This is a genomic window from Aquibacillus sediminis (assembly GCF_005870085.1).
In the GTDB taxonomy this organism is placed as follows: domain Bacteria; phylum Bacillota; class Bacilli; order Bacillales; family Amphibacillaceae; genus Aquibacillus_E; species Aquibacillus_E sediminis.
This window is the reverse complement of sequence record NZ_SZNM01000015.1, coordinates 22663-48951: the sequence shown is the minus strand read 5'-3', so window position 1 is coordinate 48951 and position 26289 is coordinate 22663. Positions and strand designations below refer to the sequence as shown.

Below are 26289 nucleotides of genomic sequence, written 5' to 3'. Positions count from 1 at the left end.
ATATTATTATATCTAACTATACCTATTGTTTCAATATTTGCACATGAGGTGCCTAACCTCATAGGTCAAAATCGGATAGGCTGAAGACTTTCCTGTTGAAGAAATCTTCGTATAGCAACTTGTAATGGAGACGGAGAATATCATGATAGTCTATGAAGCAAGTAAACAGGTCTTGGTACCTGGTACATCTTATGGACACTTGTCCACGAGTACCAGATACCTTTTAAATATTCCAAGAGATTACGCCCTCCAATAAACCTAACTACTCTTTTGCTTCACTCTCTTTTTCTTCCTACGCTTTTTCATAGCCTTTAAGATAAATCCGCCTTTAAAGTATCGTGGTTCATAAGCGACAATAAATGCTTGAGGCTCATATTCTTTAATCATTTCAATCAAGCCTTCTTCTTGATTCCGCTTTGTAATGATCTCTAATTTAAAACGATCAGCATCTTTTCCTTCGGCGACATAAATCGTAACGCCATAACCTTCGACGCGCAATTGCTCAATTAACTGTTTATTTCGATTCGTCAAAATCACATGTAACGTGATGTAGCCAATTGCCATTTCTTCTTCGATCTCAGACCCAATCAAAATTCCAATACTAAAACCTAATGCATACACAATCATCGAAAGAATACTTTGTTCTCCCGTTAACACAATCGACAAACCGAACACATAAATGACAGATTCTATGAAACCGAACAAACTTGCATTAAGCCGGTACCCTTTCACAAGCATGATGGTACGAAGGCTAAATACTGGAACATAAATCAATTGAAGAAGTAAGATTAACAGAATATCTTTCATTTTGTACCACCCCGCTTGTGAAATTTTATTATGGAAAAATGTTAATTATGTTTCATCCTAAATAAAAAATTTGAGTCAGGTACTCCACATGGAAAAGTGTCCACGAGTAAGTCTATGCCACCCGTTGCCCCTAATTTAATAACTCATCCTTCCCCGATTACAAAGCCGTTGTGGTCTTCTTTTAGCCAAAAAATATTCCATTGAAAACAAAATTTCTTCGTGATCAAAGCGTTTTGCCGGGGATATTTCAGTAAGGAATGCGAAGTAAAAAGTATCGAGATATTACACGCGGGGAGGATCTGTCCCGATAGCATCGTGTTTATGTAATATAGAAGTAAATTTGAAAAAAATTACAGGCACCGTTATTAAAAAGATCGTCTAGTCCTTGAGGGGACTTATACATAAGAAAGTTGTTTGTTGGGTATTTTAACAATTAGGTATTGAATAAAGGATGATGAAGGTTTTGACAGTAAAAATCCAAAGGTTAGTTAATCTCACTATTGTCGCGCTTGCATGGCTGACTATTCCTTTAATCGGGAAACGTCATATAAAAAGATTTTTTCCAGTTGCATTTCTTATATTTCTTGTAGAACTCCTTACTACACTAATTGGAAAAAAACAGAAATGGTGGGTTTTTTATAATAGACCGCATTCTGTTCTATTCGGTGAACTCCCTTATCTAATTGGACCGTTTTTTGTGGGTTCCTTGTGGATATTGAAATGGACGTACGGAAAGTTTAAAACATTTCTTGCACTTAACGCATTGGTAAATGCTTTATTTGCTTATCCAGTTGCAACATTTGCAAAAAGAGTAAAACATTATCAATTAGTTCGGTTAAGTAAATTTCAGTTTTTCCTCTATTACTTTTCTAAGGCATTTTTAATGTATTGGTTTCAATATCTCTTGGAGAAAAAGAAAGGTTAACAATAACATCAGTGCATGTTTATTAGATTTAGGAACTAGGGGTCAGGTACTTCAAATGTTCAAACGGAGAAGTCCGATGCCACCCATTTCCCCTATTTTAATAACTATCCTCCCCTGACTACAAAGCCGTTGTAGTCTTTTTTTATGCCAAAAAGTATCCCATTGAAATCTGAAAAAAGCGTAGAAAAATAAAAATGCCGTTTGTATAGATGGAAGGAACGGAAAATTGGAGGTGTTTCGATCTTCACCATCATCATTTTCATTATCATTTGATTGTTAAGTATTGGGTTAATGATCTCTGGGCTGAAAAATTTATTTTAAAAGACCTATGCCGACAAAAAAATCGCGTTTGTATAGTGCGGAATGAGGAGGAGATAACATGTTAATTGAAAAACAAGATTTCGTAGCGTTCAAAGCGTTTTGCCGGGGATATTTCAAAAAACAACGCGAAGCAAAAAGTATTGAGGTGTTACAGGAATTGAAGGTGGCTGAGCGAAAGCTTTATAGGAAAATGGAAAAGGCCGTAGGGAAACGAAAAATAAAAGGGTATGTTGGTCGATTGTTGCGAAGTGTATCACGTGAAGGGTGGCTTTATTATAAACAAAAAGATTGGAAAACAAAGCCAGAGTGGGGATATTGCACCTATTGTTTCTCACCGCTAGAGGATATTTATGTGATTGATATTGATGATCATCAATATTGTAATAGTGATTGCTTTGATGAACTAGAAGCAGAACCGCATTACGACGGCTATGCAGATGATTATCTGTTTCTATTTTGGGATTTCGAAAAGTTGAAGGATAAATATACTTCTTACTTAAACCGATCGCTTCAAAAAGATTTCGCAACACACTTAGAGTTAAGCGTCATCCTGAGAGATATCAACAACGTGATGAATGATAGTGATTACGCAACCGTCTTGTGGAATGGTGGGGATGATGGCCCTGTTGCGGGTGAGATGTATCGGATGTTGATGACACTAAGAGAGGATTCGGAACTACTTGGAAAACAACTGGTTCAATGTAAAAAGGCGCTACCAGATACAACTAAACGATTTGCGATTGAGGTAAGTGACGCGATCATGCGAAAGAGAAAACGACCAGAAGTGCTGCGGGAATTTATTCGGAATCACCGAAAATACCGAGACAAAGAAAACAATCATAAATGGTTTACGACCGATTCCTTCCAGCGGATGCAATGGTATGATGCCCTAACGCAAGATGAAGCACTAACAAAAGAAATATCCTGGCTCAATGAAGTAGACTGCCCAGAATGTAATCAAATAGTTGATGACAAGTCGAGTCGTCGTGCACCGGACGACTTTTATTATTGTGAAGCGTGTTACCGGGAATTAGATTTGTACTATAAATTTGAGGAGGATGTCCTATGAGGGGAAAAGTGATTTGGTATGAACCGTTAACGGAAATCAAACTATATGAAGGGGAAGCGGAAGATGGTAAGGAGCATGGATCTGGCAAGCTTTATTATGCGTTTGGAAGTGTAGATGATCCAGAAAATCCGCCATTAAGATACGAAGGTGACTTTTGCAATGGGGAGATACATGGATTTGGAACAATGTACAGTAGAGACGGACAAAAAATGTACGAAGGCGAGTGGAAGGACGGGAATTACCACGGGTCTGGCAAACTATTTTCCGAAGAAGGGACTCTCCAATTCGAAGGAGAATTCCATCATGGGATCAAAAATTTAAGCTAAGATGACTTAAAATAGAATAAAACAAACACAACTAAGGGCAGTTTATCAAGATGATAACTGATAGACTGCCCTTTTATTATAGTTATGCTAAGCAAGTATTTATTAATTATATTCTGGGAGGGACATAACTTTGAAGTTACGTAAATTACAATTGAAAAATTTTCGAGGATACGAAGAATTAGAAGTTGATTTTAATGAAAATTTAAATGTCATAATAGGTAAAAACGATGTTGGAAAAAGTACAATATTAGATGCACTAAATATCTTTTTTAACGATGTGAAGCCCGATCTCACTGATTGTAATAAATATTCTACTGAGAAAGTTATAGAAATAGGAGTTACTTTTGAGATGGGGGAAGATGAATTAGTAATATTAGATGCTTCTAATCCAACTTCTTTACGAGATGAATATCTGTTAAACAATGAAGGTTATCTAGAAGTGAAAAAGATAATTAATGCTGGTGGTAAATCAATCACACAAAACAGCATAAGTGTTTTAATAAAGGCTTTGCACCCAAACCTATTTGACAAACCTTTAATTACATATAGTCAAAGTGACTTGAAAAATCTATTAAAAGATCATGAAGATGAAATTGACACCTTTGATAGTATTAATAAGACGAAAAAGGCAGACATGAGACAGGCAATATTTGATAGTTTAATTAATGATAAGACCATCTTTAAAGAAACTACACTAGACATAAAAGATACCCAGGATGAAAGTTTTAAAAATTGGTTGAAATTAAAAGAAAATTTACCCTTGTTTAACCTATTTCAATCAGACAGAAATAATACAGATGGTGATAGGGAAGTTCAAGATCCAATGAAGGCTATAACAAAAGAGGTATTAGCAGATTTACAAGAAGAATTAGATAGTATAAGAGATCAAGTAGTAGAGAGGGTTGAAGAAGTTGGGCGTAAGACTATCGATAAGTTAAAAGATTTTAATGGAGAGATTGCAAAAGAACTAAAAACAATACCTGATCTTAAAACATGGGACTCATTATTCAAATTTAATTTAGACACAGATAATGAAATTCCATTAAATAAACGTGGAAGTGGTATAAGAAGATTAATACTCTTGAGTTATTTTAGAGCACAGGCGGAACAAGCTGCTTTAGAAAAAGGAAACAAGAATGTTATATATGCTATAGAAGAACCAGAAACTTCTCAACACCCTAATTATCAACATATGATTATTGATTCATTGACTGCTATAGCTCAAAAAGAAAATAGCCAAGTATTTATAACTACACATACTCCTGAAATAGCCCAAATAGTAGATGAAAATTCTTTAATAATGATTTCTAAAGATGAGTATGGTTACCCTGCGATAGTTTCTGATAGAGATGTTAAGGTAAGAAGTATAGTTGATACACTTGGTATATTACCTACTATTCACTCTAGTGTTGTGGTTTGTGTTGAAGGACCAAATGATGTCTTATTTATAAGAAATATAAATAAGCATATACCTGAATTAAGGGAAATAATAGATTTAGAGAACTCAGATATAAGTATTTATAATTTAGGTGGAAGTAGATTAATTGATTGGATAAATTTGAACCACTTTGAGCATTCAAATACAAAAGAATTTCATTTATACGATGGAGATATTCAGAAGTACAAAAAAGCAGTAGATAATATGAACTCTGAGCAAGATGGTCGACGTTCAGGTACTGTTACAAAACTACGGGAAATGGAGAACTATATACCAAGGAAAATAATAGAGGAATACTTTAAATGTGATCTTTCTCAATATGAATCTAATTGGAGTGAAATCGATATACCCAATACTTTGAAGGGTATCGCATTTAAACATATATCTAATGAAAGTGAAAGAGAAAAAGCAATAAAGAGAGTTCTGAATGGCAGTATAGTTAAAAATATTACTGCTGAAGACTTAAGAGAGCATGGTGTATTCCAGGAGGTAAAAGGATGGTTTGAAGAAATAAAAATGATATATGATACAACCGCAAGCCTTTCACCACAATCATAAGAGTTTTTATCAACCAGTAATTTTTCGAAATGAGGTCAGGCACTCCAGATGGACAAGTGTCCACGAGGAGAGTCCTCCCATAGCCCGGATTACATATCTGATAGAAGGTTAGGTTTTGGCTTTGAAAAACCGAATACAGATTATATGTTTTGGATACTAGAAGAAGCAGAAGTATTACCACATCGCCCCCGTTCTGTTAAATCGTTACCTAGCCATGTGTATTTTACATATGATGAATTGGTAGATGGGAAGGAAAGGGTCAGGCTCGCAAAGGATATGTGATTTTTCCTTGTGAACTATAAATAAAAGGCGCAACCGAGAAATGATTTTTTGGGTGCGCCTTTTAATGTACAAACACAATTCAATCAATTTTTACTCTATATCCATCATGTAGTTCGGTTCCTTTAGGGACTTTTAATGTTAACACTCCGTTTTTAAATGATCCTTTGATCTTTGTTTCATCAATATTGCCAACATAAAAACTTCTTTGGAATGAGCCGTAAGAACGCTCGCGTCGAATGTAGTGACCATCCTCATTTTTCTTATCAACATTTTCATTCTGTTCTGCTTTTATGATGATGTGTTCATCTTTATACTCAACAATCACATCATCTTTATTTAATCCTGGCAGTTCTGCTTGAATTTCTAATTGATTTCCTTTGTCTTTCACATCCATCTTGAATGAATTGAAGAATCTAGATTCCATTGGTGAAAGAAAGTCATCATCAAAACCACGGTGAAAAAAATCAAACATGCGATCTACAACGTCACGAAAATCACTATTTCGACGAGGTAATAAGTTAGCCATGTTTCATCACCCTCCATATAGATTTGATAATGATGAATATCCTTTTCAATTATTATTATAATCAAAAGGTCAATAAAGGTCAAACGTTAGAGGTGCTGATAAGTAACGATGTATCACTAGGTTTTGGTATATGTAAATAATTTTGCTTACTATAATATTGGTGTTCCGAAATTTTAGCTACGCCATGGTTCAGAAGTATGCTAGAACAAACCCATTAGAACGAGGGGGCAGTCCTCCATATGGACAAATGTCACTGCGCCCTGGCCTGAGACCAACAGTGTTTATGCAAAGATCGAGCGGTTTACTACGTTACTAGGGCAATAGGGGTTTATAGAGAATTTTAATACTTATAGTATATAGTGTGGGTAAACGTCCAATTGTCAGTGGACGAGTTGAGGGACAATGGACGGTTACATATGATGATGTGAGTCTAAATAAGGAGTGTATCTTATGTATCCAACTAATGACTATCAATATAATAACTATATGTTCGGTCAGAATGATTATTCCTTTCCTGTAGAAGGGGAAGATTATTCCTATGAAGTAGTGGATGAAAGACAATGGTTCCCTTTTCTTCCATGGTTCCCTTCACCTGGGGACGGACAAATGGGTCCACCTAGCTCACCACCTCCATTTTCTCCACCAGGTCAAGGTCAACAAGCAGGGGCACCAACGTCACCACCACCTTCTTTTGTTCCTACCCAGACACAGCAAGTAGGGACGTTTGCAGTTGATCCAGGTGCTATTCGAGGCTGTTTATATAGATTTACCTATGTTTGGTTAAATAGGAATCAACAATTTTGGTTTTACCCTATTTTTGTCGGACGAAATTCGGTCTCAGGATACCGTTGGACCGGATTTAGATGGGTTTATTATGGGGTAGACTTACGGCAAATTCAATCGTTTACTTGTTTTTAAAGATACAAAAGGGAGATTGATTCGTATACAATCTCCCTTTTGTGTCCCTCTTTAGGAAACTTGGCATACATACCGTGTGTGCTAACAAATGCATCAAAGACTTGGTTAGCATAATATGTTATCCCGTATTTTTGGTCGAGTACCAGCCTATTACTACCACCATTAAGGGTTGCTGCTGCAAGCCCCGCCCAAATTATATAAATAATAGAATAGCTCATTATTAGTTACATTAAATGGCTCGTTTAAAAAAACATTTTAATCCATATCCCCCTGCACATACAATGAGGGGGATAATGTATGATTCCCATTATTAAGGTGAAAAAGTGGTGAGTTTACAATTTCTGTGTCAGTCATTAAATAAGGGAAGAGTCTCATCATCCGAATGTATGATTGTGCGGTTACTAAGGTTGCATTATGAGCACACACCCCTAGCATGTTATTAGCTCCAGACATGGTTATGTTTTTAGGTGCTACATATCGTTTTATCTTTTTAAAGCAGTCACTTTCTGCCACACGGTTTTCTTGAACCCATACTTGTATCCTTTGATCATCTAACCATTTATGTAAGACAGTGTCTAGCTGTCTTGTATCGTTATTTTCGATAAAATGAATGTTTTTCATGCTTTTAGTGTTTCTAGTTAGTTTATTTAACTTTTCTCGAACATATTGAATCGTGTTCGAATCATCAATAATAAGACTAGTACTCTCGTATTCTATACCAATGAGGAGAAAAGTTATCAGTTGATGTAAATAACGATCACTATCTTCATAGAGGTAAATGATATTCCCATGATCAATCTCATTGAGTGATTTTATCGATTCCCTTTTATGAGGAGGATCGATGCTGTGTGATTCAGTAAATTGATCACGAAAAAACATTAATGGATTAAATTCTAGAACCTTCGATATGTTAACAGCAACATTAAAACCAGGATCTCGTTTTCCATTCTCTAGTTGTGAGTAATACCCCCTATCAATAAATGCTTTCGTTGCAATTTGCTCCTGAGTAAAGCCCTTGTCAATACGAAGTTGGATCAACCATTCTCTTCTCATAATTACCCCCATTCTCAGCAGCAAGCGCTAACAATAAACTAGCAATGTATATTTAATATGCGCACTAATAGATTTTATTTAAAAAGTAGATATCATTAAATTTTATCAAATAAACCACGATCCTAAAGTGGCAATATGCCACATTGTAAACAGTTACTTATAGTAAGTATTATAAACTATTCGACAAAAGCATACATATTTTGTGGCAATTTGACGCAATTGTCATCATCTAATGACATTTCGTTTATCATAATAGTAGGATTAATATTGTAATCAAGAACAGATAAGGGGAAAGAGAAAACGACGTATAAAGGTTGTAGGTTTAGAACGAACAACATGCAGGGAGTTTTTCTATTGAAACAAGATTTAAACTTACTACACAACATGATATATACAAAAAATTTCAGTCATGTTTTTCAACCATTAATTGATTTGCAGACCTGGGAAGTTAACGGCTTTGAGGCTTTATTCCGTTCCAAGTTAGTTGATTCTCCTGAGCAACTGTTTAGTTTAGCAATGAAGAATAATATGTTATACGAATTGGATACGCACTCTATTTACCATGCCTTGTTAACAGCTTCAAAAAGGAAAAGTATCCATCGACTATTTATCAATATATACCCTTCCACCATGATGCACCCGTTTTTTGAACCGTTTTTAAACAAACTCTATCTAAATGGATTAATCATGAATACAAAAGTGATAGTTGAAATAAGTGAGGCAGAAGAGATTAAGGATCTACTTGGGATGAAAAGCGTCATAGAGTTGATGAGAGAGTTAGGAATAGGTATAGCCATAGATGATTATGGTAAAGGGGAGACCACTTTACAAACAATCATCGATATTGAACCAGATATTGTTAAGTTAGATAAAACGTTCTCTAGTCGTTTAGCACTTTCATTAGACAAGCAATCAGAAGTTAGAAAGTTGGCAAATATATGTCAAAACGAAAAGATGAAATTGGTACTAGAGGGCATGGAGAACCACAGTGAACTCGTGATTGCCAAAATGCTAGGTATCGATCTTGGACAAGGATATTTAATAGGTAGACCAAAGGAAATGTAACGATTGACTGAAAAAGATATCCATCTTGTTTCAATTAATCCAACTTATAAGCAAGTTACGGGAATGCTACGGTTTTTATCGTCGGATTCCCGTTTTTTAAATGAAAGGCTAGCGTTTTTTACATGCAGGAATTCCGTACAGTGTAGATCGAACAAATTCTCTATCTGTCATTAAATACTCATGACTACGCATCATTTTATTTTCAAGAGAAGCAGATAGATCGAAAGCATTGTAAGCACAGACAGAAAGGAGATTCATTTCTTTTACAGCACAGTCTGCTAACTTTTCAAATTCTTCAAGTTTATCTTCCATGTCGTCTTGCTCATTCCAGTCGACATGAGCCCAGGTACGAACAGTAAGGTCTTGATTAAAAAAAGGTTCTAAAATCTCACTAAAGTGTTCAATAACATGATTAATGTTGAAGTCATGATAGCGTTTGTAAAAGGAATGATTATCGACAAAATGAATATGATGTTGTTGCTCATTTGAAAATGAAGCAGTTATTTTTTTCTGGACTTCTTTATATATGCCTGTGTTTTCAATGATTAATATATGGTGACCTCTTTCAATTCCTGTTCGGATATACGTAAGCAAATTCTGTATATAAATCGACTCTTCTTCAAAAAAGTATAATATATGGGATGCATTGGTTACTCGCAAATAGTTAGTTAATGAAATCATTTTTCACGCTCATTCCTTTTTTCTATTTTTTTCTTGCATAAACAGGGAAGGGGAAAGCTGGGTGTTAGGACTTGAAACGAAAAAGGGAGAAGTAGTTATTTCAGAATCGGTCATCATATAAGGATACATTCGCATCATGTTAATATGATCTCCCGCTGTAATCATGGAAGCATCATAGGAATGAACGGATAAAAGGTTGTTCGTTTTCAAGTGTTTCCCCAAATAATTTTCTAGCTTAGTAGATAAATCATGATGTTGCTTATCATGTTCCCCACACCAAATACGTAGAAACTTAGATTCCAGCACTGTTTTTTTAAACGCTGCTTCAAGATCACCCCAATGCTGTTTATCTATATCAACAAACTGGATGAACTTTTTAAGTTGCTCCTGGGGTATTTTAGCACTTAAGTGATGCATCATACTGTTAAAATTATCACTGTTGTCAATCAATAAACATGGAATTCCTTTGCTTACTCCGTCATAGAGGAAAGCGAAACTATGATAGGTATGTGATTCGATCGTATTGTAAAGGTATAGTATTTCACCTGTATTCATAGTAGTTATTTTTTTGGTTACTTCGTAGCTGAAAGTGGTGTTTGCTAATGGTTGAGAGTTTTGATCAAGTGAATCTTTATAAAATAGCAAAGGTTCAAAATTTAAAATGTCTGCAATTTTAATCGCCACATGAAGCCCTGGATTTCTTTTGCCAGTTTCGATTTGTGAATAGTAGGTTCGATCAATGTATGCCTCGGCTGCAATTTGTTCCTGGGTATAGTGTTTTAATTTGCGGGCTTGTATTAACCACTCTCTTTTCATAAAAACTCCCTCCAATCTCTCAAGTATAGAAAAATAGACATAAATCTATTAAAACATATAAAGGGAGCATGATGTCTTAACTAACTACTGGTAAAACTTGTCAGTTGAATGGAGTCTGTATACTGTTTTGAAAAATTGGACCAAATGTGGCAATTTGACACTTTTCGCCACCTCCAATTCCTGGTATAAATAATGGTTGTGGGTTCAAGGCTTCACCTAATAGTAGGAGGTAGCAATGAGTGATAAATGCGCTAAAGAAGATTTTTTAACGAAGCAAATTGATCAAAAAAGAAAAGTGTTGTTAAGGAAAGCTGAACTTTATGGGTATGAAAGTGAGATTACCGTGAAATATAGTCAAGAGTTGGATCAATTAATTTCGATCTATCAAAAAAAGTTAAAAACTAAAAAAGAGAATGAGGAAACAGATACTAGTGGCTGATTCCTTCCTAATGATGATTATACGACTATTCAGGAGGCAAGTGGTCGACACGCATCGATCTGACCTTGTTATCCTTGATATACACATAGGTTTATGTATTAAAGGATACTAAAGCGAAAATAGTGAACTACGACATGCAATAGGGAAGAAGCTTTTGTTTTCAAACAAGAAGTTGGTCAAAATAAAGATAGTAAACGCGCGAAAATGAAAACAGATCCATATAGAAACCCGCTCCAATTTCGTTTGTGAAAAGAGGCGGGTCTATTTAATTTTCTAAACTGCTAGTATCGTTTTATTTTGTAAAATGATTAACAATTTTCTCAAGGACGTTTTCTTTCTTAATTTGAGCATCTGGAAGTTCACTCGAATAAAATTGATAGTTCGCTTTTCCTTTACTTTTAGCGTAGTACATTGCTTTGTCTGCATATTTAATCAGTGAATCCATTTCTTCACCATGATCAGGATATAAACTTATACCAATGCTTGGGGTAATCGTTGATTCTTTTTCATTATGACTATATGGATGTGAAAGCTCATCGATAATTCGATCAGCAATGCCTTCAACTTCAGTCTTGTCTGTCTCCTCAAAAATGGCGATAAATTCATCACCACCGTGACGCGCGATTAAATCTCCTTCACGAACAGTATCATCTAAACGAAGCGCGACCTCTTTTAGTAACTCATCACCAGCTTCATGTCCTAGTGTATCATTCACTTTTTTAAATCCATCTAGATCAATAAACATAACACATAATGAATGATCGTTACGTTTAGATCGAGCAATCGATTTTTTTAATTGACGTTCCATTAGCTTACGGTTAGGTAAGTCTGTTAGGTCGTCGTAATAGGCGAACTGCTTTAGTTTATCCTCTAATTCTTTTCGATCGGTTATATCAATGATATTTCCTTCAATAGCATTTTTTTCTACCGAAACGATGCGTAGCACAACCCATCGAATTTCTTCGTCAAGTCGGATGATGCGAAACTCAGCTTGTAATGGTTCCGTTATGTTCGAGAATTGTTTGTTAATTTTTTCTTTATCATCCGGATGTATAAATTGCTTCCATAAGTTTGGTTCACTAATAAATGCTTCGTGCGGTAAACCAAAAATTTGTTCAACAGCTTTTGAAAAATAAGCAGTATTTTCTGATTCATTAATAGAAAATATTGCGATGTCATCAACCGTATCTATGATTTTTTCTATTGTTTGTTTTTCTATTTTAGTCGTTTTATATTGTTGTTGTAATTCTTGATAGGAATGTTGTAACGTGTTTCGATCTTTACGGACGTGATCATGTTCTCTACCTATCCACCAAATAATTGGTAAGATTAAGAAACAAAAAAATAAAGCTACTAGATCCACATAGCCAACTAACAAGTAACTAGTTAATGTTACCCCCAACATAAATGTGATAAATACGAGTACCATTAGTCTCCAACCATTAAGCATTTTTTCAACATCCATCCCTCTGTACTTTGATTATGACAAGTTAAATAAGAGCAGAAACTTTTATTTTCTATTAAGTATATACTGCCTGTGAGTAGGGGACAATATTTTTGGTAATTTTTGTCATTTTTTGTCGATGTTAGTTCATACATCTTCCATTTTTTGTCAAATATGATATATTTTGGGCGGTCAGGCGCTTTTTAAAGGTACCTATCACTTCAATCTCCATGTTTTTACAAATAAATTCCATATAATATAATAAATAAATTGGAAGACTAACCACTTTATATATACAGAAAGGAACATTACGATGATTGTGATTGATAAATTAGAAGCAAAAGATATCCCAAATTTATTAGAAATGTATAAAGAATTAATTCCTTTTGAAATGTCGCAGGAAGAGTCGATTCAACTATATGAAGAAATTTCAGCGAATGAAAACTACTTTTTAGCCGTTGCGAAAGAGAATAATGAACTGATCGGTTCTGCACTTGGGATTTGTTGTAAAAGTTTGACGGTACCTTTTTTAGTGATTGAAGATGTGATTGTGAAACAAGGGATAAGGGGAAAAGGAATCGGTAGAATGTTAATGGAAGCACTTGATGCATTTGCTATAGAAAATAACTGTGCCTACGCGATTGTTGTGTCTTCAGGTCATCTAAAAGAGGCACACAAATTTTATCAACGTGTAGGATTTACCGAACATGTAGAAGGATTTAGAAAAGTGTATTAAGCGGTGCTGTCACCACCCGCCTTTTTTGTAGTAGACGTGTCCCCCGTTGGCGAAACGTTTTTTGGGGACATTTAGTACCTTATTTCCCTAGATATTGCTGTTTTTGAGTGGTTGGCGGACATTTAGTGCCTTATTTGTATGATTTGCTAGGAAAACGGGGCTAATTTAGTGAAATAGAGGAACAAGATGTCCGCAAACTCCTAAAAATCCATAAATAAATGTCCGCTCCACTCAATTGCAGTGCCTGTCACTCCCCGCTATGTCACTCCCCGCTAGACGGTGCACAAATAAGCACCTTGCCCTAACTGACCACGAGGAAGGCCTGACCCCAATAGGATATGACACCATTCTTAAAACAATAACAATGCCAACAGAATGATTAACGTGCTCGTTGTCCATAACAGATATTTAGTTAATTTTCCGTCATGATAGTTACTTAACTGATAGCCTGTAGTTACAACTTGTTTAGCTATTTGACGGTAAAGATCATAAGGCAGGGGTGCTTCATAGTTCTTCACTACATATTTCTTAATTAAAATAAATATAGCAATCGACCATAGAAATGGCTGAATCCCACTTACTAGATGTTTTTTATCAAAATAATGAATCGCTACATCCATATTAGTTACACTTTCTAACCAGACGGGATGAATACCAATCACCAGCATCATAACCGTTAACAGTCCCATTCCTACCTGCATGCTGAGGGCTGGTTGTTTATCGAGGCTAATCGTACTTTTCTTCAAAAAAGCATAATAAATAAATTTTAAAAAAAGCAGACAAGTCCCGAAACTCATCAGGTTCAGCCCCCAGGTTAATAATGGCTCGTTTACTGCGTCTTTAATAATGGCTTTGCTCATATAGCCATTAAAAAAAGGAACACCAGCTATCCCCAAAAAAGCTACCAATGTTGCGATTGAAGTGACGGGAAGTTTTCTGCCCATGATCCCTAAGTTTTCAAAATCATCTTTCCCTGTGGTATAGACGACAACTCCTACGGCCATAAATAAGACCGTTTTGTACAAGATGTGATTGACCAGGTGAAACATCGCTCCTGTTATTCCTGCTACAGTCCCCATACTAATCCCAATAATCATATACCCAACTTGGATGATGATCGAATAGCTCAAGAACCTGCGAACCTGGGTCTGCAGGAGGGCCATTCCAATACCAAACAAAGCGGAAAAAAGCCCAGCATATGCCAAAATATCGATCCCGGGCAGGAGACGGCTCATGACATAAACGCCTACTTTTGTTGTATAGATGGACAAAACGACGGCAACATAGAAAGGAGCTTTGCCGTAAGCCAATGGCAGCCAAGTATGGAATCCGACAAAGGCTAGCTTAATTGCGACCGCAATCATAAAAAAAGGAATGCCAGCCTCGATCGTTTTCAAAGCTAAATCACCTGTAGCCGCATACTGTAAAAATACCCCCCATAATGCACTTAACCCTCCCGCCACTTGGATGAGAAAGTAGTAGTATCCCGTTTTCTTTGTTCCATCACTTGCCATGATAATTAGAAAAGAGGAACTGATGGTCATTAACTCCCAAAATACATAGAGTGTAAACAGATCACCAGAAAAAGCCACGGTCAAGGCACTACCAATAAATATAAATATGAGCCTTAAATTAGCCCGAGAGCATATACGAAAGCAGTAGATGACAGAACCCAGGCCGCCGAAAGTGAAAATTAATCCAGTTAATTTACTAATACGATCGACTTTAACAGGAGTTAGCGTATAGTTGAGGAACTCCAGTTGGACACGATCACCAGGTACCAAATAGAACGTCATCATGAGGGCTGCTGTCGTCATAAGGATAGCTAGTATGTATGTCATTTTTTCCCTAATGGGCAAAAGCAAGAGTAAAGCACCTATTAAATAGAAGAGACCTGGAGTAATCATGTTCAACCTCCTAGTAATATGCTTATGTATTCCTCATGATCTAGCAAAAATGTCGGAATTTTATCAATGAGGCTTAAAGGTAAAGAAGGTGCTATACCAAATACAATACATAAACTGCCAAGAAATATCGTTGGTAATTTTAACGCTAAACCTGGTTCTTTCATTTCTATTGTTTTGTCGGTTTTTGTATATAAGGTAACGATGACTTTTAAATAATACGTTAAAGATAAGAACGTTCCCACTAGAATAGAGAAGGCAGCATAAATAAAGCCAGCATCCAGAGCCGCTTCGACAATGAGCCATTTACTAATAAATCCATTGAAGGGAGGTAGGCCAACGATTGCAAGGGAAGCAACCACAAAAGTAAAGGAAAGGAGCGGAAATCTAAACCCAAGTCCTTTGAGATCTTTTATATCAACAGCGGTTAAACTATAATGAAAAATTGCGATAACGAAAAATAACGTCCCTTTCATGATGGCGTGATTTAAAATATGGAAATTGCCGCCGATTAATCCTCTTTCCGTGCCGACAAATAATCCGATTGTAATATAGGCGATCTGGGCAATACTGGAATAGGCAAGAAGCCGGATGACATTGGATTGCTGAAAGGCTAAAAGATGCGCAATCAAAAACGTAACGACTCCCCAGACAACACCGATTTGTAACATGCCAGTTTCATCTAGAAAATCAAATCCAAACAGAATATACAATACTCTTATTAATGCATATACAGCAGATTTCATCACCAATCCTGAAGATAAAACGTTATAAGGGATAGGGGATTCTTCATAAGAATCAGGAAGCCAAGCATGCAAAGGAATTAACCCGATCTTGATAGCATAACCAAAAATAAAAAAGGCCATCAGAATACTTTTTATCTGAAAAGGGATGTCTTGAAATGCTACGGAAATCTCGGCCATATTTAGCGTTCCAGTTAAATCGTAAGTTAAGATCGTAGCCAGTAAAATAAAAAAGCTCCCTAATGTAGACATGACCAAATACTTAAACGTACCTTCTATTGCTTTATTCGTCTTCTTTAACGCTACTAAAGCGCAAGAACTGAGAGAGCTCACTTCCAAAAATACATAAAGATTGAATAAATCAGCAGTAAGCACCATACCTGCAATGCCGGCTGTCATGATGTATGTAAGAATGAAATAGTTATGTGTATGAAATGTGATATATTTCAAGGAAAAAACAATAACAGGTAAAAATAACAGTGCAATCATTAACAATAATAGGCCAGAAAAAGGGTCTACCATTATATTAATTCCCAATAGTCCCCAATCCCCAACACTGTATACTTTTGGAGGATAACTATGATCGATAACAGAAATTAATAAGTAAAGATAAAGGATTGCACTACCGGTTACTAAAGGAAATAAAAGCTTATACGAATAGAACACTTTAGAAATGCCAATAAAAAATGCGGTTAATAAAGGTAAGATGATCAACCAGATAGCCGCTTGCATTATGATCCTCCCCAAAAAATTATCCTTTCAATTTTCGAAGCTTATCCACGTTTAACGTTCTATATCTTTTCTGTATTTTTATCACCAATGCTAGCATGACGGCCGTCACACTTCCCCCAATAACAATGGAGGTTAAGGCTAGTGCCTGCGGGATCGGATCGACGACTAGGTGATAGGCTTTGTCTAAAATAGGGGCAGTCCCACCTGGTTGATAACTAACCAGGACGAATATTAAAATCAAGGAAGATTCTACGATCGTAAATCCAAGCACGATTTTTATTAGATTTTTTTGGGTGATAATCGTATAAATTCCCAGACAAAACAAAATAGTCACGACAACAAATGGTAGTTCCACTATTATTGCTCCTTCATCAAACTATTAAAAATGATGGCAAGACCAGCTCCTACTTTTATACCAATCATGACATTTAAGTAAGGGATTAACCCGGCACTGATCAATTCTCCGGCATTTCCTAAGGGAAAACCTGCTTGTCCGTTGGCGAGAAAATTGTTTCCAGTTAATACGGCTAGTAATCCTAGTAAAATAAAGCCGATCGCTCCGATATCTTCTACTACCTTTTTGGTGTTAGGTGTGAGTTTATATTCGGAAAAATCAATTCCATAGGTTAATGACAATAGAATTGGAATGAGCGCCATCACGACTCCTCCAACAAAACCTCCGCCAGGGCTTAGATGACCAAACATGATTACATATACGCCTAATACTGCTATAAAGGGAATCAGATATTTGGTCGCTTGATATACAATGATTGTAAATGTAGTACCTAGCATGTCCGCTTTGGTTACGGGAACTAGAAAAGCTAAAATAGTAGCAGCTGTTAAAAGGACAGTTGCCTCACCCAATGTATCAAAAGCGCGGTAATCATATAGGACAGAGGTGACTAAATTTATTGCCCCGGTTTCTTGTACCCCTTCCGAAATATAGTGCTCTGATAAATAGTTTTTACTAGTGCGATCAAGATTATGTATGTCAGAAAATAACACGAATAAGAACATACCTAGCGATACAACAAGCCCTAGTTTATAGAGTTTTTTCACCATTTCATTCGTTCTACTCCTTTCTGCTATCCTTCGTTTTATTGAAAGTAATAACAAAGAAACCAGTAGCTAAGCCAGCGGTAATGACTGCTTCAGCCATCGCAACACTTGGGGCCTGGAAAATGACAAACAGAACGACTAGAATAGAACCGAATATAGGGAATGCAATCACTGCGTTTGCTGTCTGTTTCGTAAATACCATAAAAAATGCGGTAACCAGTAAAAAGATCATTAACAGCGTAACGATCATATCCATCACGACTTTACCTCCCATCATGCTTCATGATCGATTTTTGGAAATTGGGTTGGGTGTCATTGTGTTAGAATGATCCAAACAGGCAATGACATGATTTGCAATCGGGTTCGTGATTAATAAAAACAGCAACAGTATAATAAGCTTTAAAGAAACAAACCCAATTCCTTCTAGAACGATACATCCCATTAAAATGGAAATACCTCCGGCCATCAGACATTTAGCGCTAGCATGCAATCGAGTGTACAAATCAGGAAAACGGATCATACCTACAGCAGTACTTAACAAAAAATAACTACCTGTTAGGAAAAATACATAAACAACGATTTGTCTTAAAATAGGAAGAAAATCAATCACGAACGCCTCCTTGCTCAGGTTTTCTTAAATATTTAGCCATTATGACTATATCTACAAATAAGAAAACCCCATAAACTAATGCCACATCAATAAAGATTTTTCTGGCAAAAAAATAACTTAATAACACTAAAACTAATAAAAACATGACACCGATTGCATGCATCGCAACGATTCGGTCAGATACACTGGGACCTTTCATAACCCTATAAAACGTTAAACAAGCAGATAGGACAATTGCTAGTATGACATAAAGCACTACCATCACCCTTCACTATGAAATATTTTCGCAACCAAATGCTCTTGTTTACGGATCAGTGCTTTCCTTGTTTCTGCTTCAGCGTCACTGTCAACATCGATCCAGTGAATGACATAGTTTTTATGTAAAGGGTCGAAATCCAGAGCCAATGCACCTTGAGTGCATGTAAGGAAATGAGCAAAAATTCCAATATCACTTGAATTTTCATCACTTGTTTTTAGTTTAACGATTCGCGGAGAAAAGGAAGGGTTCCATGCAAAAGCCTGTCTAGATACTTTGACTGCAGATAAAAATACATCATATAGAAAAGCACTGAACACGAAGAACATGTAAGTTATTTTTATAACAATTTGTTTCGGTCCACCATTCAGGTGTACAAATCTAAACACACTATTTGCCAACAAATGCGATAAAATAGAACAAATGATTGTCCCAAACATCATGACTTGAATATTCATACGGCCTGCAAAAACAACCCATAGTCCCAGCGTTAACATAAACGTTAGTAATTTTTTCTTCAATTCTGTACCTCCACGTTAGATGTAGTGAGATGGTCAACATAAGTTGTAATCAAGTGGAAAACTAGTAGTTGTTATTATGAACATGGGATGGGTTCTTATTCTTAAAGTAGTCTAATTGTGCGGATAAGGGGAAAAGAATGAGGTGTTTTTTTCAAATTCTTTGCCTGTTACCACCCGTTTTTGTAGCAGGTTCGTCATCTGTTGGCGAAACGTTTTTATTGGCGGACATCTAGTACCTTATTTTCCTAAATATCGCTATTTTTGAGTGGTTGTCTGACATTTAGTGCCTTATTTGTATGATTTGCTAGGAAAACGGGACTAAATTAGTGAAATAGAGGAATAGATGTCCGTGATGTGCAATGAATAAGGAATTAAGTACTCCATATGGACGCATGTCCAAGCGGAGTACCTGACTCGTCAAAACACGGAGATTCTTTTTTCATATAAAATTATTGGAATACTGTGATAAGATCAAATTGTGAAAATGTATCTAAAGTAAAGTGGCAGTTTAACAAGCTTTATCAATTTAATTTAAAATGATAGTAGTCCAATTAAATTAGGAGAGAACCAAAAATGGATATAAGACAATTAGATTCTAAAGACGCTGAAAAATACCTTGCTATAAGACTTGAAGCATTGCAAAATAGCCCAGATGCATTTGCATCTAGTTATGAAGAGGAGAGAGACCAACCAGTAGAAAAATACCAAAATAGGTTTGAAGCACCAAAAAATGCATTTACCTTTGGTGCATTTGAAGATGATCAACTTGTGGGAGTTATTACGTTGGTTAAGGAGCAATTGATTAAACTAAGGCATCGAGCGAATATGGTAGCGATGTATGTTCGTCCAGAAAAACGAGGGGAAGGAATAGGAAAGGCATTAATAACAAAAGCAATTCAAAAGGCAGTTAGTTTAGAAGATATAGAGCAACTCTATTTAACGGTTGTCACAACTAATGATCCAGCTAAAAGGCTATATGCTTCCATAGGTTTTGAGATATTTGGACATGAGAAAAGAGCATTAAAGTTTGGTGATACATATTATGATGAAGAGCATATGGTTTTCTATCTTTAGAAGGTGGTTCTTCAACAAAGGGGAGAGACGTTGACAACTATTAAAAACATTGGGCGTTTTTGTCCAACCGATGATAATGGATATATACTAAAAGATTCAAGTTTCAATAAAATTAATCCTGAATATCTCAAAGTAATAGACGAAGTAACAAAATATTATCAAACCCATTTGGGAGTAGAGTTACATAGCGTATATGTAAGGGGTTCGATCCCTCGCGGATTGGGGATAAGAGGTGTTTCAGACTTAGATACAATAGCCATTACGAAGAAAGATCCGAATGATATAGATTTGAAATGGGTAGGTAAGGCTGAACAAGATTTGAATAAAAGATTTAACTGTATAAATGGCGTGGAATTTAGTTTCTATCACATGGATGATATGTTAGATACCAGTACGTTTTCAATCATTCCATTTATGATTAAGACCCATAGTGTATGCGTATATGGAGAGGATTTAAACGGTCATTTACCTAATTATAAAGCAGATAAAACGATTGGTAACGAACATCTTTTTAACCTAAAGAATCAAATTAAACAAGCAAAAGAAGACCTTGATGGAAATGACGATATGGATGACGTTTTGGATTGTTGTGGTTGGATTATGAAAATTATAGTTAGAGCAGGGCTTGCACTTGTCATAGCGGAAGAAAATAAATACACAAGAGATTTATTCCCAGCGTATGAGGTATTTTCTTCATATTATCCAGACAAGGAACCTGACATGAAACAAGCACTTCAATATGCTATTCACCCAGTAGCAAATGCAAATGAGATAATTGATTTTTTAGATGATATGGGGAATTGGATGATAAGTGAGTCAGAAAAATGGCTGCAAGTTCATAACCCTACAAAGGTAAGTCATATGGAAATCTGTAGAACTAATAGTTAGATGGAGAAATAAAGGGGATTCGTTATGCAAGATTGTGTGTTTTGTAATCCAAGTTTAGAACCAAATCAAAGCGTTATGATGAGTAATGCGTATTGTATGTTTTTGCAATTAGATCAAGCCCAAATAAAGGGTGGCCAACTTGAAGGAGCAGGCTTAATTGTACCAAGAGAACATAGGGAAACTGCATTTGATTTAACTACTGAAGAGTGGAATGCAACATATAGCCTGCTTCAAGATGTCAAAAAATACTTAGATGAAACATATAAGCCTCAAGGATATAATCTTGGCTGGAACTGCGGTGAAGTTGGAGGACAGCATATTTTTCATTCACATTTTCATGTGATACCAAGATACTCAGGTAAACCATTGGCTGGTAAGGGAATTAGATATATGTTTAAAGGCTCAGAGAATAAAAGATAAAATAGTTAAGCTTCCGGGTGAATTACCTAAGCAGCGGTCATGCACGATAACGAATATTATGGGGGAGATTCGAATGCAAATGGTTTGTGAGTCAGACAGATTAGAAGATTATTTACTTGACCTACATGAGGTTAATTACTCTAATTCAAAGCTTAAGGAGAAAGCTGAGGAGCTTTTTAGCCCAACTCAAACAGAGGTTGAAAAAGCAAAAGTAGCCTTTGAGTTTGTACGTGATGAAATCTCTCACTCTTGGGATATACAGGGGCAGCGTGTAACTTGTGATGCATCAGATGTTTTGGCTTACCAAGAAGGAATTTGCTATGCCAAATCTAATTTATTGGCAGCGTTATTGCGTTCTCAGGGCATACCAACAGGTTTCTGTTATCAGCGATTGATGTTGTTTGATACGCCAGAAAAGGGATATTGTATTCATGCTTTGAATGCTGTTTATTTCAACTCACTTAATAAATGGATAAGGTTGGATGCTCGCGGGAATAAAAAAGGAATTGATGCACAATTTTCAATTAGTGAAGAAAAATTAGCTTTTACAATACAAGAGAAATTGGACGAGAAAGACTACCCAACCATTTACACAAAGCCCCATCCAAAAACACTAACTGTATTAAAAGAGCATACGGATGCAGTTGAAATGTATAAAAATCATTTACCGCAATTTTTGTAAGTTTGCTTACTAAAGGTCAGGCACTCCATATGGACACATGTCCACGAGGAGTTGCTGCCCACCCAATAAAAGCAAATTTGATTATTAGTCTAAATAGTAATGTTATAAAGCATGATGTGTATTATAATAATTATGTAACACCTTGATAAGGAGGTATGTCATATTAGCACGAAAGAAGAAGTAATTAAACTAATTAAGGATTTACCCGAAAATGTAACCATCGATGATATTATGCATGAGCTTTATGTTAGAAAAAAAATAGATAAAGGGATTAAAGAGCTGGATGATGAAAAATTTGTTTCTCATGATGTAGTTAAGGAGAAATTAGGTAAATGGCTGAATTAAGGTGGGCAGAATCTGCTGTAAAAGATTTAGATAACGTTTGTACCTATATTGCTGAAGACTCTGAAGAGTATGCAAGGTTGTTTGCAAGAAGGATCCACAACGCGAGGAACTTTAAATATGTAGACAAATAAACATCATGGCTTTGAATTAGTGGCTATGATGTTATTTTTATAGAACTAAGGGTTAGGCACTCCATATCGTGACAACTATTAAAAACAATGGACGTTTTTGTCCAATCGATGATAATGGATATATACTAAATGATTCAAGTTTCAATAAAATTAATCTGAATATTACAAGGTAATTAGAGGAAGTAACAAAATAATATCAAACCCCAGTAGAGTTACATAGCGTATATGTAAGGGGTTCGATCCCTCGTGGATTGGGGATAAGAGGTGTTTCAGTCTTAGATATTAAAATAATTACACTTGAATTGTTAGGAGCTTTTCTTTAATCCTCGAATATCATTTAAATCGTGGTATAATAGAATAAACTTTATATACGGAAGAGGTGAACGCAATATGAATACAGCGAAAGAGCGTTTACTTAAAATTATTGATGAGATACCTGAACAAGAAGTGGATAAAATCTTAGATTTTGCAGAATATCTTAAAATTAAGAGGGAAAAAAGTTTATCTGAGGACTTAACAAAGGCTAGCGAAAGTAGTCTAGATTTTTGGGATAATGACATTGATGACGAGGTTTGGAACGATGTATAAACAAGGTGATATCGTTCTATTACCTATTCCTTTTAGTGACTTAACAAATAGAAAACAACGCCCTGTTCTTGTAATTTCAAGTAACAGTTATAATGAAGTGACTGACGATATTGTTGTTGTTGCTATTACTTCACAATTACGAAATCTTGATTATTCAGTTGTAATTGAATCAAAAGATTTAAAGGAAGGAAAGCTTAAGGTTGCATCAGCAATTAGAGCTGACAAAGTGTATACGCTATCCAAAGATATTGTTAGAAAGAAGTTTGGCCAAATTAATACGGAAGTTATGGATAATGTTCGAAACAAGGTTAATGAGTTAATAAAATAAAAGTGAGGGCTGTTAATTATTGCAGTCCTCTTTTTAATAATTGTTGTTTGTAAATCAATACATTTAAATTAACAAAAGCGATTGTTATTACTCTTTTATCTATTGAAGTACAGTTTTAGACGGGGAAATAAAATGAAGAAATAATTGATTTATTAAAAAAGATAAATCAAAGTAATGAGTAATTTGCTGAAGAAACGGGGGGATTTAGCACAACGCGGTTTACTTTAAAGACAGTCACTATAACACATGATCGCTGTCTAAAACGATGATGTAATAATGGTAAAGAGTAAAAGGGATGGTGTCTATTATGAAGTGGTCAGAGGTTAGAAAAATGTACCCAAATCAATATGTGAAACTTAACATCATTGACTTTTACCTAGAAAATGATAAAAAGATTGTAACTGATGTTGCATTAATAAATGTTATTGAAGACCCTAAATTAGCTACTAAAGAGTTACTTAAATCTAAGGACGATACCATTGTTTATCATACAGGTGCTGAAGAAATCGTTATTGAGATGAGAAAAGCTATAGGTTTTAGAGGTATGAGGTTATGAAGGAAGACTTTGTAAATCATTTACTAGTGTTGTTAATATTTTAGCTTCGGATCAATAATATAATGTTATTTTTTTATATTCAAACACTGTTGTTGAGGTAGTGTACTTAAAGTTGCCACACCAAGGAGAACGTCAAGTCTAGGAGACGTTCTTTTTTTATGGAAAAAATTATTAGAATTATATGATAAAATGATCTGAGTGAATGTTGTGCTTAAAGCGGGGGAAAATTCTATTCTAACGTTATTAAATAGAATTTTAATGCCAGTGATCCAACTTGTTGTGGTTTTATTTCTGGTAGATAAATCTTATATTGGATTTCATTTTATAGGAGTGATTCCTTTTATTGGTATTACAGTGATCACGGTCTACATTAGTAAATTAGAAAAGAAAGCTGGAGTTGAAACTAAAGTAAATATAATAGGCTGGATTTGTTTTTTTGTGACTGCAGTTATAGGGTTAGTGCTAATCCTTTCGTGTCCTGAAATTTTTAATACGTATGGCATTTAGAATAATTGAAAACGAAAAGTGAGTGTGAGAGATGTTGATACGTAGCTCTTATTTTGGCAGTTTAATGCAAGCAGTTTTTATTATAAAAAATAGAGAAAAAATTCGGAGGAAGAAAATGAGTACACACGTATATTTTACGAGACACGGAGAAACGGTTTGGAACACGAAGAAACTGATGCAAGGGTGGAAAGACTCTCCCTTAACAGATAAAGGAATAAATCAAGCAAGGCAATTATCGCATAGATGTTTAGATGTACCATTAGATGCTATCTATTCAAGTACAAGCGACAGGGCGATACAAACTGCTGAGATCATAAAAGGCGAACGACCTCTTAAAGTAGTTAAAATGGATGATTTAAAAGAACTTTCATTTGGAAGTTGGGAAGGTAAGACTTTTGAGGAAAATAAAAGGGAAAGTCCTGAAGAATGGTTATCTTTTTGGGAGACACCACATCTTTTTTCTAATAAATCAGTTGAGCCATTTGTTAACGTCCAAGAAAGAATGGTAAAAGCAGTAAAATATATTGTGAAGCAACATCCATCTGAAAGTGTCCTGATCGTAACGCATTCGATTGCACTTAAACTTTTGATGACTTACTTTGAAAAAGTTCCACTTGAAAATCTATGGTCCACACCACCTATCCCTTCAGCAAGTTTAACTTTGATAAATATAAACAGTGAGTTCTATGAGGTAGTATATACATATGATACCTCGCATTTGGAAGAATTGAAAAATTAAAGGATGGTGCGAACATTCAATAAGGAGTTGTCAGGGCAACAGATCCATTTGTGTTAACGAGGCAGAAAAAAGTTACTAATAAACGAAAAACTTCAATGAAAGGTGACAAATATGACTCATTCACTAAATACATACCTTGAAAAACTGATGGATGTCTATTCAGCCTACACAGATGAAAAGTATGCTAAATGGTCTGAAAATTATTTAAGAAATCAATTTGAATTCTTAGGTATTCGGACACCTATTCGTCGACGATTAACTAAACAGTTTATAAAGGAAAATGGATTACCTCAGAAAAGGGAACTAAAAGAATTCATTTTAATGCTTTGGGACCTTCCAGAAAGAGAATATCAAAAAGCAGCCCTTGATATTCTCAACATAGCAAAAAAAGACTTAAGCAGCGAGGATACGATGTGGTTATCCAATTTAATCGTGAAAAAGTCATGGTGGGATACAGTGGATGTGCTCTCCCCTCATATCATGGGATATTTATTTTCGAAGGATCCTGAACTTATTCTTGCCTTTCCTGATCAATGGATTGAGGATGATAATATTTGGTTACAGAGGTCAGCCATATTATATCAACTATACTACAAAGATAAAACAGATGAAGAACGGCTATTTGAATATATTCTAAGACGAAAAAGTAGCGATGAATTTTTCGTACAAAAAGCAATTGGATGGATATTACGTGAATATGCAAAAACTCGCCCTAATAATGTAAAGTCTTTTGTTGCTAACAATAATTTAAAACCACTTAGTAAGCGGGAAGCTTTAAAACATTTTTAAGGCTTAATAGACA

At 35.5% G+C, this 26289-nt stretch carries 34 protein-coding genes; 20 read left to right on the top strand and 14 right to left on the bottom strand.

Annotation, left to right across the window (positions count from 1 at the left end; translation table 11 throughout):
* Positions 1-258: 258 nt before the first annotated feature.
* Entirely contained in the window at positions 259-807 is a 549-nt protein-coding gene (locus FCI53_RS14050) for a DUF2179 domain-containing protein (protein ID WP_138419697.1), read from the bottom strand.
* 463 nt (positions 808-1270) lie between these two features.
* Between FCI53_RS14050 and FCI53_RS14045 the strand changes: the two genes are divergently transcribed.
* The 5 genes from FCI53_RS14045 to FCI53_RS14020 all read left to right on the top strand — a co-directional run bounded on the left by FCI53_RS14045 (position 1271) and on the right by FCI53_RS14020 (position 5726).
* Entirely contained in the window at positions 1271-1732 is a 462-nt protein-coding gene (locus FCI53_RS14045) for a hypothetical protein (RefSeq protein WP_138419696.1), read from the top strand.
* Positions 1733-2111: 379 nt separating this feature from the next.
* Complete coding sequence (locus tag FCI53_RS14040; RefSeq protein ID WP_138419695.1) at positions 2112-3122, top strand: hypothetical protein; 1011 nt, start codon at positions 2112-2114, stop codon at positions 3120-3122.
* On the top strand, positions 3119-3448 hold the full coding sequence (locus FCI53_RS21520; protein WP_171038189.1) for an MORN repeat-containing protein: 330 nt from the start codon (positions 3119-3121) through the stop codon (positions 3446-3448). Before FCI53_RS14040 ends, FCI53_RS21520 begins: the two co-directional genes overlap by 4 nt.
* Positions 3449-3578: 130 nt before the next feature.
* Positions 3579-5444: an ATP-binding protein gene (locus FCI53_RS14025; protein WP_171038188.1), complete on the top strand. Its 1866-nt coding sequence runs from the start codon at positions 3579-3581 to the stop codon at positions 5442-5444.
* 48 nt (positions 5445-5492) lie between these two features.
* The gene (locus tag FCI53_RS14020; RefSeq protein ID WP_138419693.1) at positions 5493-5726 is read left to right on the top strand and encodes a hypothetical protein; all 234 of its coding nucleotides are present in this window, start codon (positions 5493-5495) and stop codon (positions 5724-5726) included.
* Between the two features lie 79 nt (positions 5727-5805).
* Here FCI53_RS14020 and FCI53_RS14015 read toward each other — a convergent pair whose 3' ends face one another.
* Positions 5806-6252 carry an Hsp20/alpha crystallin family protein gene (locus FCI53_RS14015; protein WP_138419692.1) on the bottom strand — a complete coding sequence of 149 codons (447 nt, stop codon included), beginning with the start codon at positions 6250-6252 and terminating at the stop codon, positions 5806-5808.
* Between the two features lie 450 nt (positions 6253-6702).
* Between FCI53_RS14015 and FCI53_RS14010 the strand changes: the two genes are divergently transcribed.
* Positions 6703-7170, top strand: coding sequence for a hypothetical protein (locus FCI53_RS14010; RefSeq protein ID WP_138419691.1), 468 nt, complete (start codon positions 6703-6705; stop codon positions 7168-7170).
* A 255-nt stretch (positions 7171-7425) separates the two neighbouring features.
* Here FCI53_RS14010 and FCI53_RS14005 read toward each other — a convergent pair whose 3' ends face one another.
* Positions 7426-8223, bottom strand: coding sequence for a helix-turn-helix domain-containing protein (locus tag FCI53_RS14005; protein ID WP_171038187.1), 798 nt, complete (start codon positions 8221-8223; stop codon positions 7426-7428).
* Positions 8224-8577: 354 nt separating this feature from the next.
* Here FCI53_RS14005 and FCI53_RS14000 point away from each other — a divergent pair, with 354 nt between their 5' ends.
* Complete coding sequence (locus FCI53_RS14000) at positions 8578-9288, top strand: EAL domain-containing protein (protein WP_171038186.1); 711 nt, start codon at positions 8578-8580, stop codon at positions 9286-9288.
* A gap of 108 nt (positions 9289-9396) precedes the next feature.
* Here FCI53_RS14000 and FCI53_RS13995 read toward each other — a convergent pair whose 3' ends face one another.
* Together FCI53_RS13995 and FCI53_RS13990 are read right to left on the bottom strand one after the other, a co-directional pair.
* A complete protein-coding gene (locus tag FCI53_RS13995) occupies positions 9397-9969 on the bottom strand; it encodes an MEDS domain-containing protein (RefSeq protein WP_138419688.1) in 573 nt (190 codons plus the stop codon).
* 9 nt (positions 9970-9978) lie between these two features.
* Complete coding sequence (locus FCI53_RS13990) at positions 9979-10785, bottom strand: helix-turn-helix transcriptional regulator (protein WP_138419687.1); 807 nt, start codon at positions 10783-10785, stop codon at positions 9979-9981.
* Between the two features lie 235 nt (positions 10786-11020).
* Between FCI53_RS13990 and FCI53_RS13985 the strand changes: the two genes are divergently transcribed.
* A complete protein-coding gene (locus FCI53_RS13985) occupies positions 11021-11224 on the top strand; it encodes an aspartyl-phosphate phosphatase Spo0E family protein (protein WP_138419686.1) in 204 nt (67 codons plus the stop codon).
* A gap of 292 nt (positions 11225-11516) precedes the next feature.
* Here the strand turns inward: FCI53_RS13985 and FCI53_RS13980 are convergent, their stop codons facing one another.
* Positions 11517-12674 carry a sensor domain-containing diguanylate cyclase gene (locus tag FCI53_RS13980; RefSeq protein ID WP_171038185.1) on the bottom strand — a complete coding sequence of 386 codons (1158 nt, stop codon included), beginning with the start codon at positions 12672-12674 and terminating at the stop codon, positions 11517-11519.
* Positions 12675-12981: 307 nt separating this feature from the next.
* Here FCI53_RS13980 and FCI53_RS13975 point away from each other — a divergent pair, with 307 nt between their 5' ends.
* Positions 12982-13404 (top strand): GNAT family N-acetyltransferase, encoded by a 423-nt coding sequence (locus tag FCI53_RS13975; RefSeq protein ID WP_210238500.1) that lies wholly within the window; start codon positions 12982-12984, stop codon positions 13402-13404.
* A 350-nt stretch (positions 13405-13754) separates the two neighbouring features.
* On the opposite strand, the gene FCI53_RS13970 is transcribed toward FCI53_RS13975, so the two are convergent.
* The 8 genes from FCI53_RS13970 to FCI53_RS13935 are packed head-to-tail and all read right to left on the bottom strand — an operon-like array spanning position 13755 to position 19229.
* Complete coding sequence (locus tag FCI53_RS13970) at positions 13755-15311, bottom strand: proton-conducting transporter transmembrane domain-containing protein (RefSeq protein WP_138419684.1); 1557 nt, start codon at positions 15309-15311, stop codon at positions 13755-13757.
* Positions 15312-15313: 2 nt separating this feature from the next.
* On the bottom strand, positions 15314-16783 hold the full coding sequence (locus tag FCI53_RS13965) for a complex I subunit 5 family protein (RefSeq protein WP_138419683.1): 1470 nt from the start codon (positions 16781-16783) through the stop codon (positions 15314-15316).
* Between the two features lie 19 nt (positions 16784-16802).
* Complete coding sequence (locus FCI53_RS13960) at positions 16803-17138, bottom strand: sodium:proton antiporter (RefSeq protein WP_138419682.1); 336 nt, start codon at positions 17136-17138, stop codon at positions 16803-16805.
* 2 nt (positions 17139-17140) lie between these two features.
* The gene (gene mbhE, locus FCI53_RS13955; protein ID WP_138419681.1) at positions 17141-17845 is read right to left on the bottom strand and encodes a hydrogen gas-evolving membrane-bound hydrogenase subunit E; all 705 of its coding nucleotides are present in this window, start codon (positions 17843-17845) and stop codon (positions 17141-17143) included.
* Between the two features lie 10 nt (positions 17846-17855).
* Positions 17856-18098 carry a Na(+)/H(+) antiporter subunit B gene (locus FCI53_RS13950; RefSeq protein ID WP_246050119.1) on the bottom strand — a complete coding sequence of 81 codons (243 nt, stop codon included), beginning with the start codon at positions 18096-18098 and terminating at the stop codon, positions 17856-17858.
* A 24-nt stretch (positions 18099-18122) separates the two neighbouring features.
* On the bottom strand, positions 18123-18452 hold the full coding sequence (gene mnhG, locus FCI53_RS13945) for a monovalent cation/H(+) antiporter subunit G (RefSeq protein WP_210238499.1): 330 nt from the start codon (positions 18450-18452) through the stop codon (positions 18123-18125).
* Positions 18445-18708, bottom strand: a complete 264-nt coding sequence (locus FCI53_RS13940; RefSeq protein WP_138419679.1) for an MrpF/PhaF family protein — start codon at positions 18706-18708, stop codon at positions 18445-18447. The genes mnhG and FCI53_RS13940 overlap by 8 nt, the downstream gene beginning before the upstream one ends.
* Before the next feature lie 5 nt (positions 18709-18713).
* Entirely contained in the window at positions 18714-19229 is a 516-nt protein-coding gene (locus FCI53_RS13935) for a Na+/H+ antiporter subunit E (RefSeq protein ID WP_138419678.1), read from the bottom strand.
* A gap of 573 nt (positions 19230-19802) precedes the next feature.
* Here FCI53_RS13935 and FCI53_RS13930 point away from each other — a divergent pair.
* The 11 genes from FCI53_RS13930 (at position 19803) to FCI53_RS13880 (ending at position 26276) form a co-directional block, all read left to right on the top strand.
* Complete coding sequence (locus FCI53_RS13930) at positions 19803-20303, top strand: GNAT family N-acetyltransferase (protein ID WP_138419677.1); 501 nt, start codon at positions 19803-19805, stop codon at positions 20301-20303.
* Positions 20304-20333: 30 nt separating this feature from the next.
* A complete protein-coding gene (locus FCI53_RS13925) occupies positions 20334-21191 on the top strand; it encodes a nucleotidyltransferase (protein ID WP_138419676.1) in 858 nt (285 codons plus the stop codon).
* 24 nt (positions 21192-21215) lie between these two features.
* Positions 21216-21611 carry an HIT family protein gene (locus tag FCI53_RS13920; RefSeq protein ID WP_138419675.1) on the top strand — a complete coding sequence of 132 codons (396 nt, stop codon included), beginning with the start codon at positions 21216-21218 and terminating at the stop codon, positions 21609-21611.
* Between the two features lie 73 nt (positions 21612-21684).
* Positions 21685-22293 carry a transglutaminase-like domain-containing protein gene (locus FCI53_RS13915; protein ID WP_138419674.1) on the top strand — a complete coding sequence of 203 codons (609 nt, stop codon included), beginning with the start codon at positions 21685-21687 and terminating at the stop codon, positions 22291-22293.
* Positions 22294-22625: 332 nt separating this feature from the next.
* Positions 22626-22769 (top strand): hypothetical protein, encoded by a 144-nt coding sequence (locus FCI53_RS21515; protein WP_171038184.1) that lies wholly within the window; start codon positions 22626-22628, stop codon positions 22767-22769.
* Between the two features lie 390 nt (positions 22770-23159).
* Positions 23160-23357: a DUF2281 domain-containing protein gene (locus FCI53_RS13905; protein WP_138419673.1), complete on the top strand. Its 198-nt coding sequence runs from the start codon at positions 23160-23162 to the stop codon at positions 23355-23357.
* Positions 23350-23685 carry a type II toxin-antitoxin system PemK/MazF family toxin gene (locus tag FCI53_RS13900; protein WP_138419672.1) on the top strand — a complete coding sequence of 112 codons (336 nt, stop codon included), beginning with the start codon at positions 23350-23352 and terminating at the stop codon, positions 23683-23685. Before FCI53_RS13905 ends, FCI53_RS13900 begins: the two co-directional genes overlap by 8 nt.
* 307 nt (positions 23686-23992) lie before the next feature.
* Positions 23993-24241, top strand: coding sequence for a hypothetical protein (locus FCI53_RS13895; protein ID WP_138419671.1), 249 nt, complete (start codon positions 23993-23995; stop codon positions 24239-24241).
* 198 nt (positions 24242-24439) lie between these two features.
* Positions 24440-24748: a hypothetical protein gene (locus FCI53_RS13890; protein ID WP_138419670.1), complete on the top strand. Its 309-nt coding sequence runs from the start codon at positions 24440-24442 to the stop codon at positions 24746-24748.
* A gap of 115 nt (positions 24749-24863) precedes the next feature.
* The gene (locus FCI53_RS13885; protein WP_138419669.1) at positions 24864-25487 is read left to right on the top strand and encodes a histidine phosphatase family protein; all 624 of its coding nucleotides are present in this window, start codon (positions 24864-24866) and stop codon (positions 25485-25487) included.
* A gap of 111 nt (positions 25488-25598) precedes the next feature.
* Entirely contained in the window at positions 25599-26276 is a 678-nt protein-coding gene (locus tag FCI53_RS13880) for a DNA alkylation repair protein (RefSeq protein WP_138419668.1), read from the top strand.
* Positions 26277-26289 lie beyond the last annotated feature (13 nt).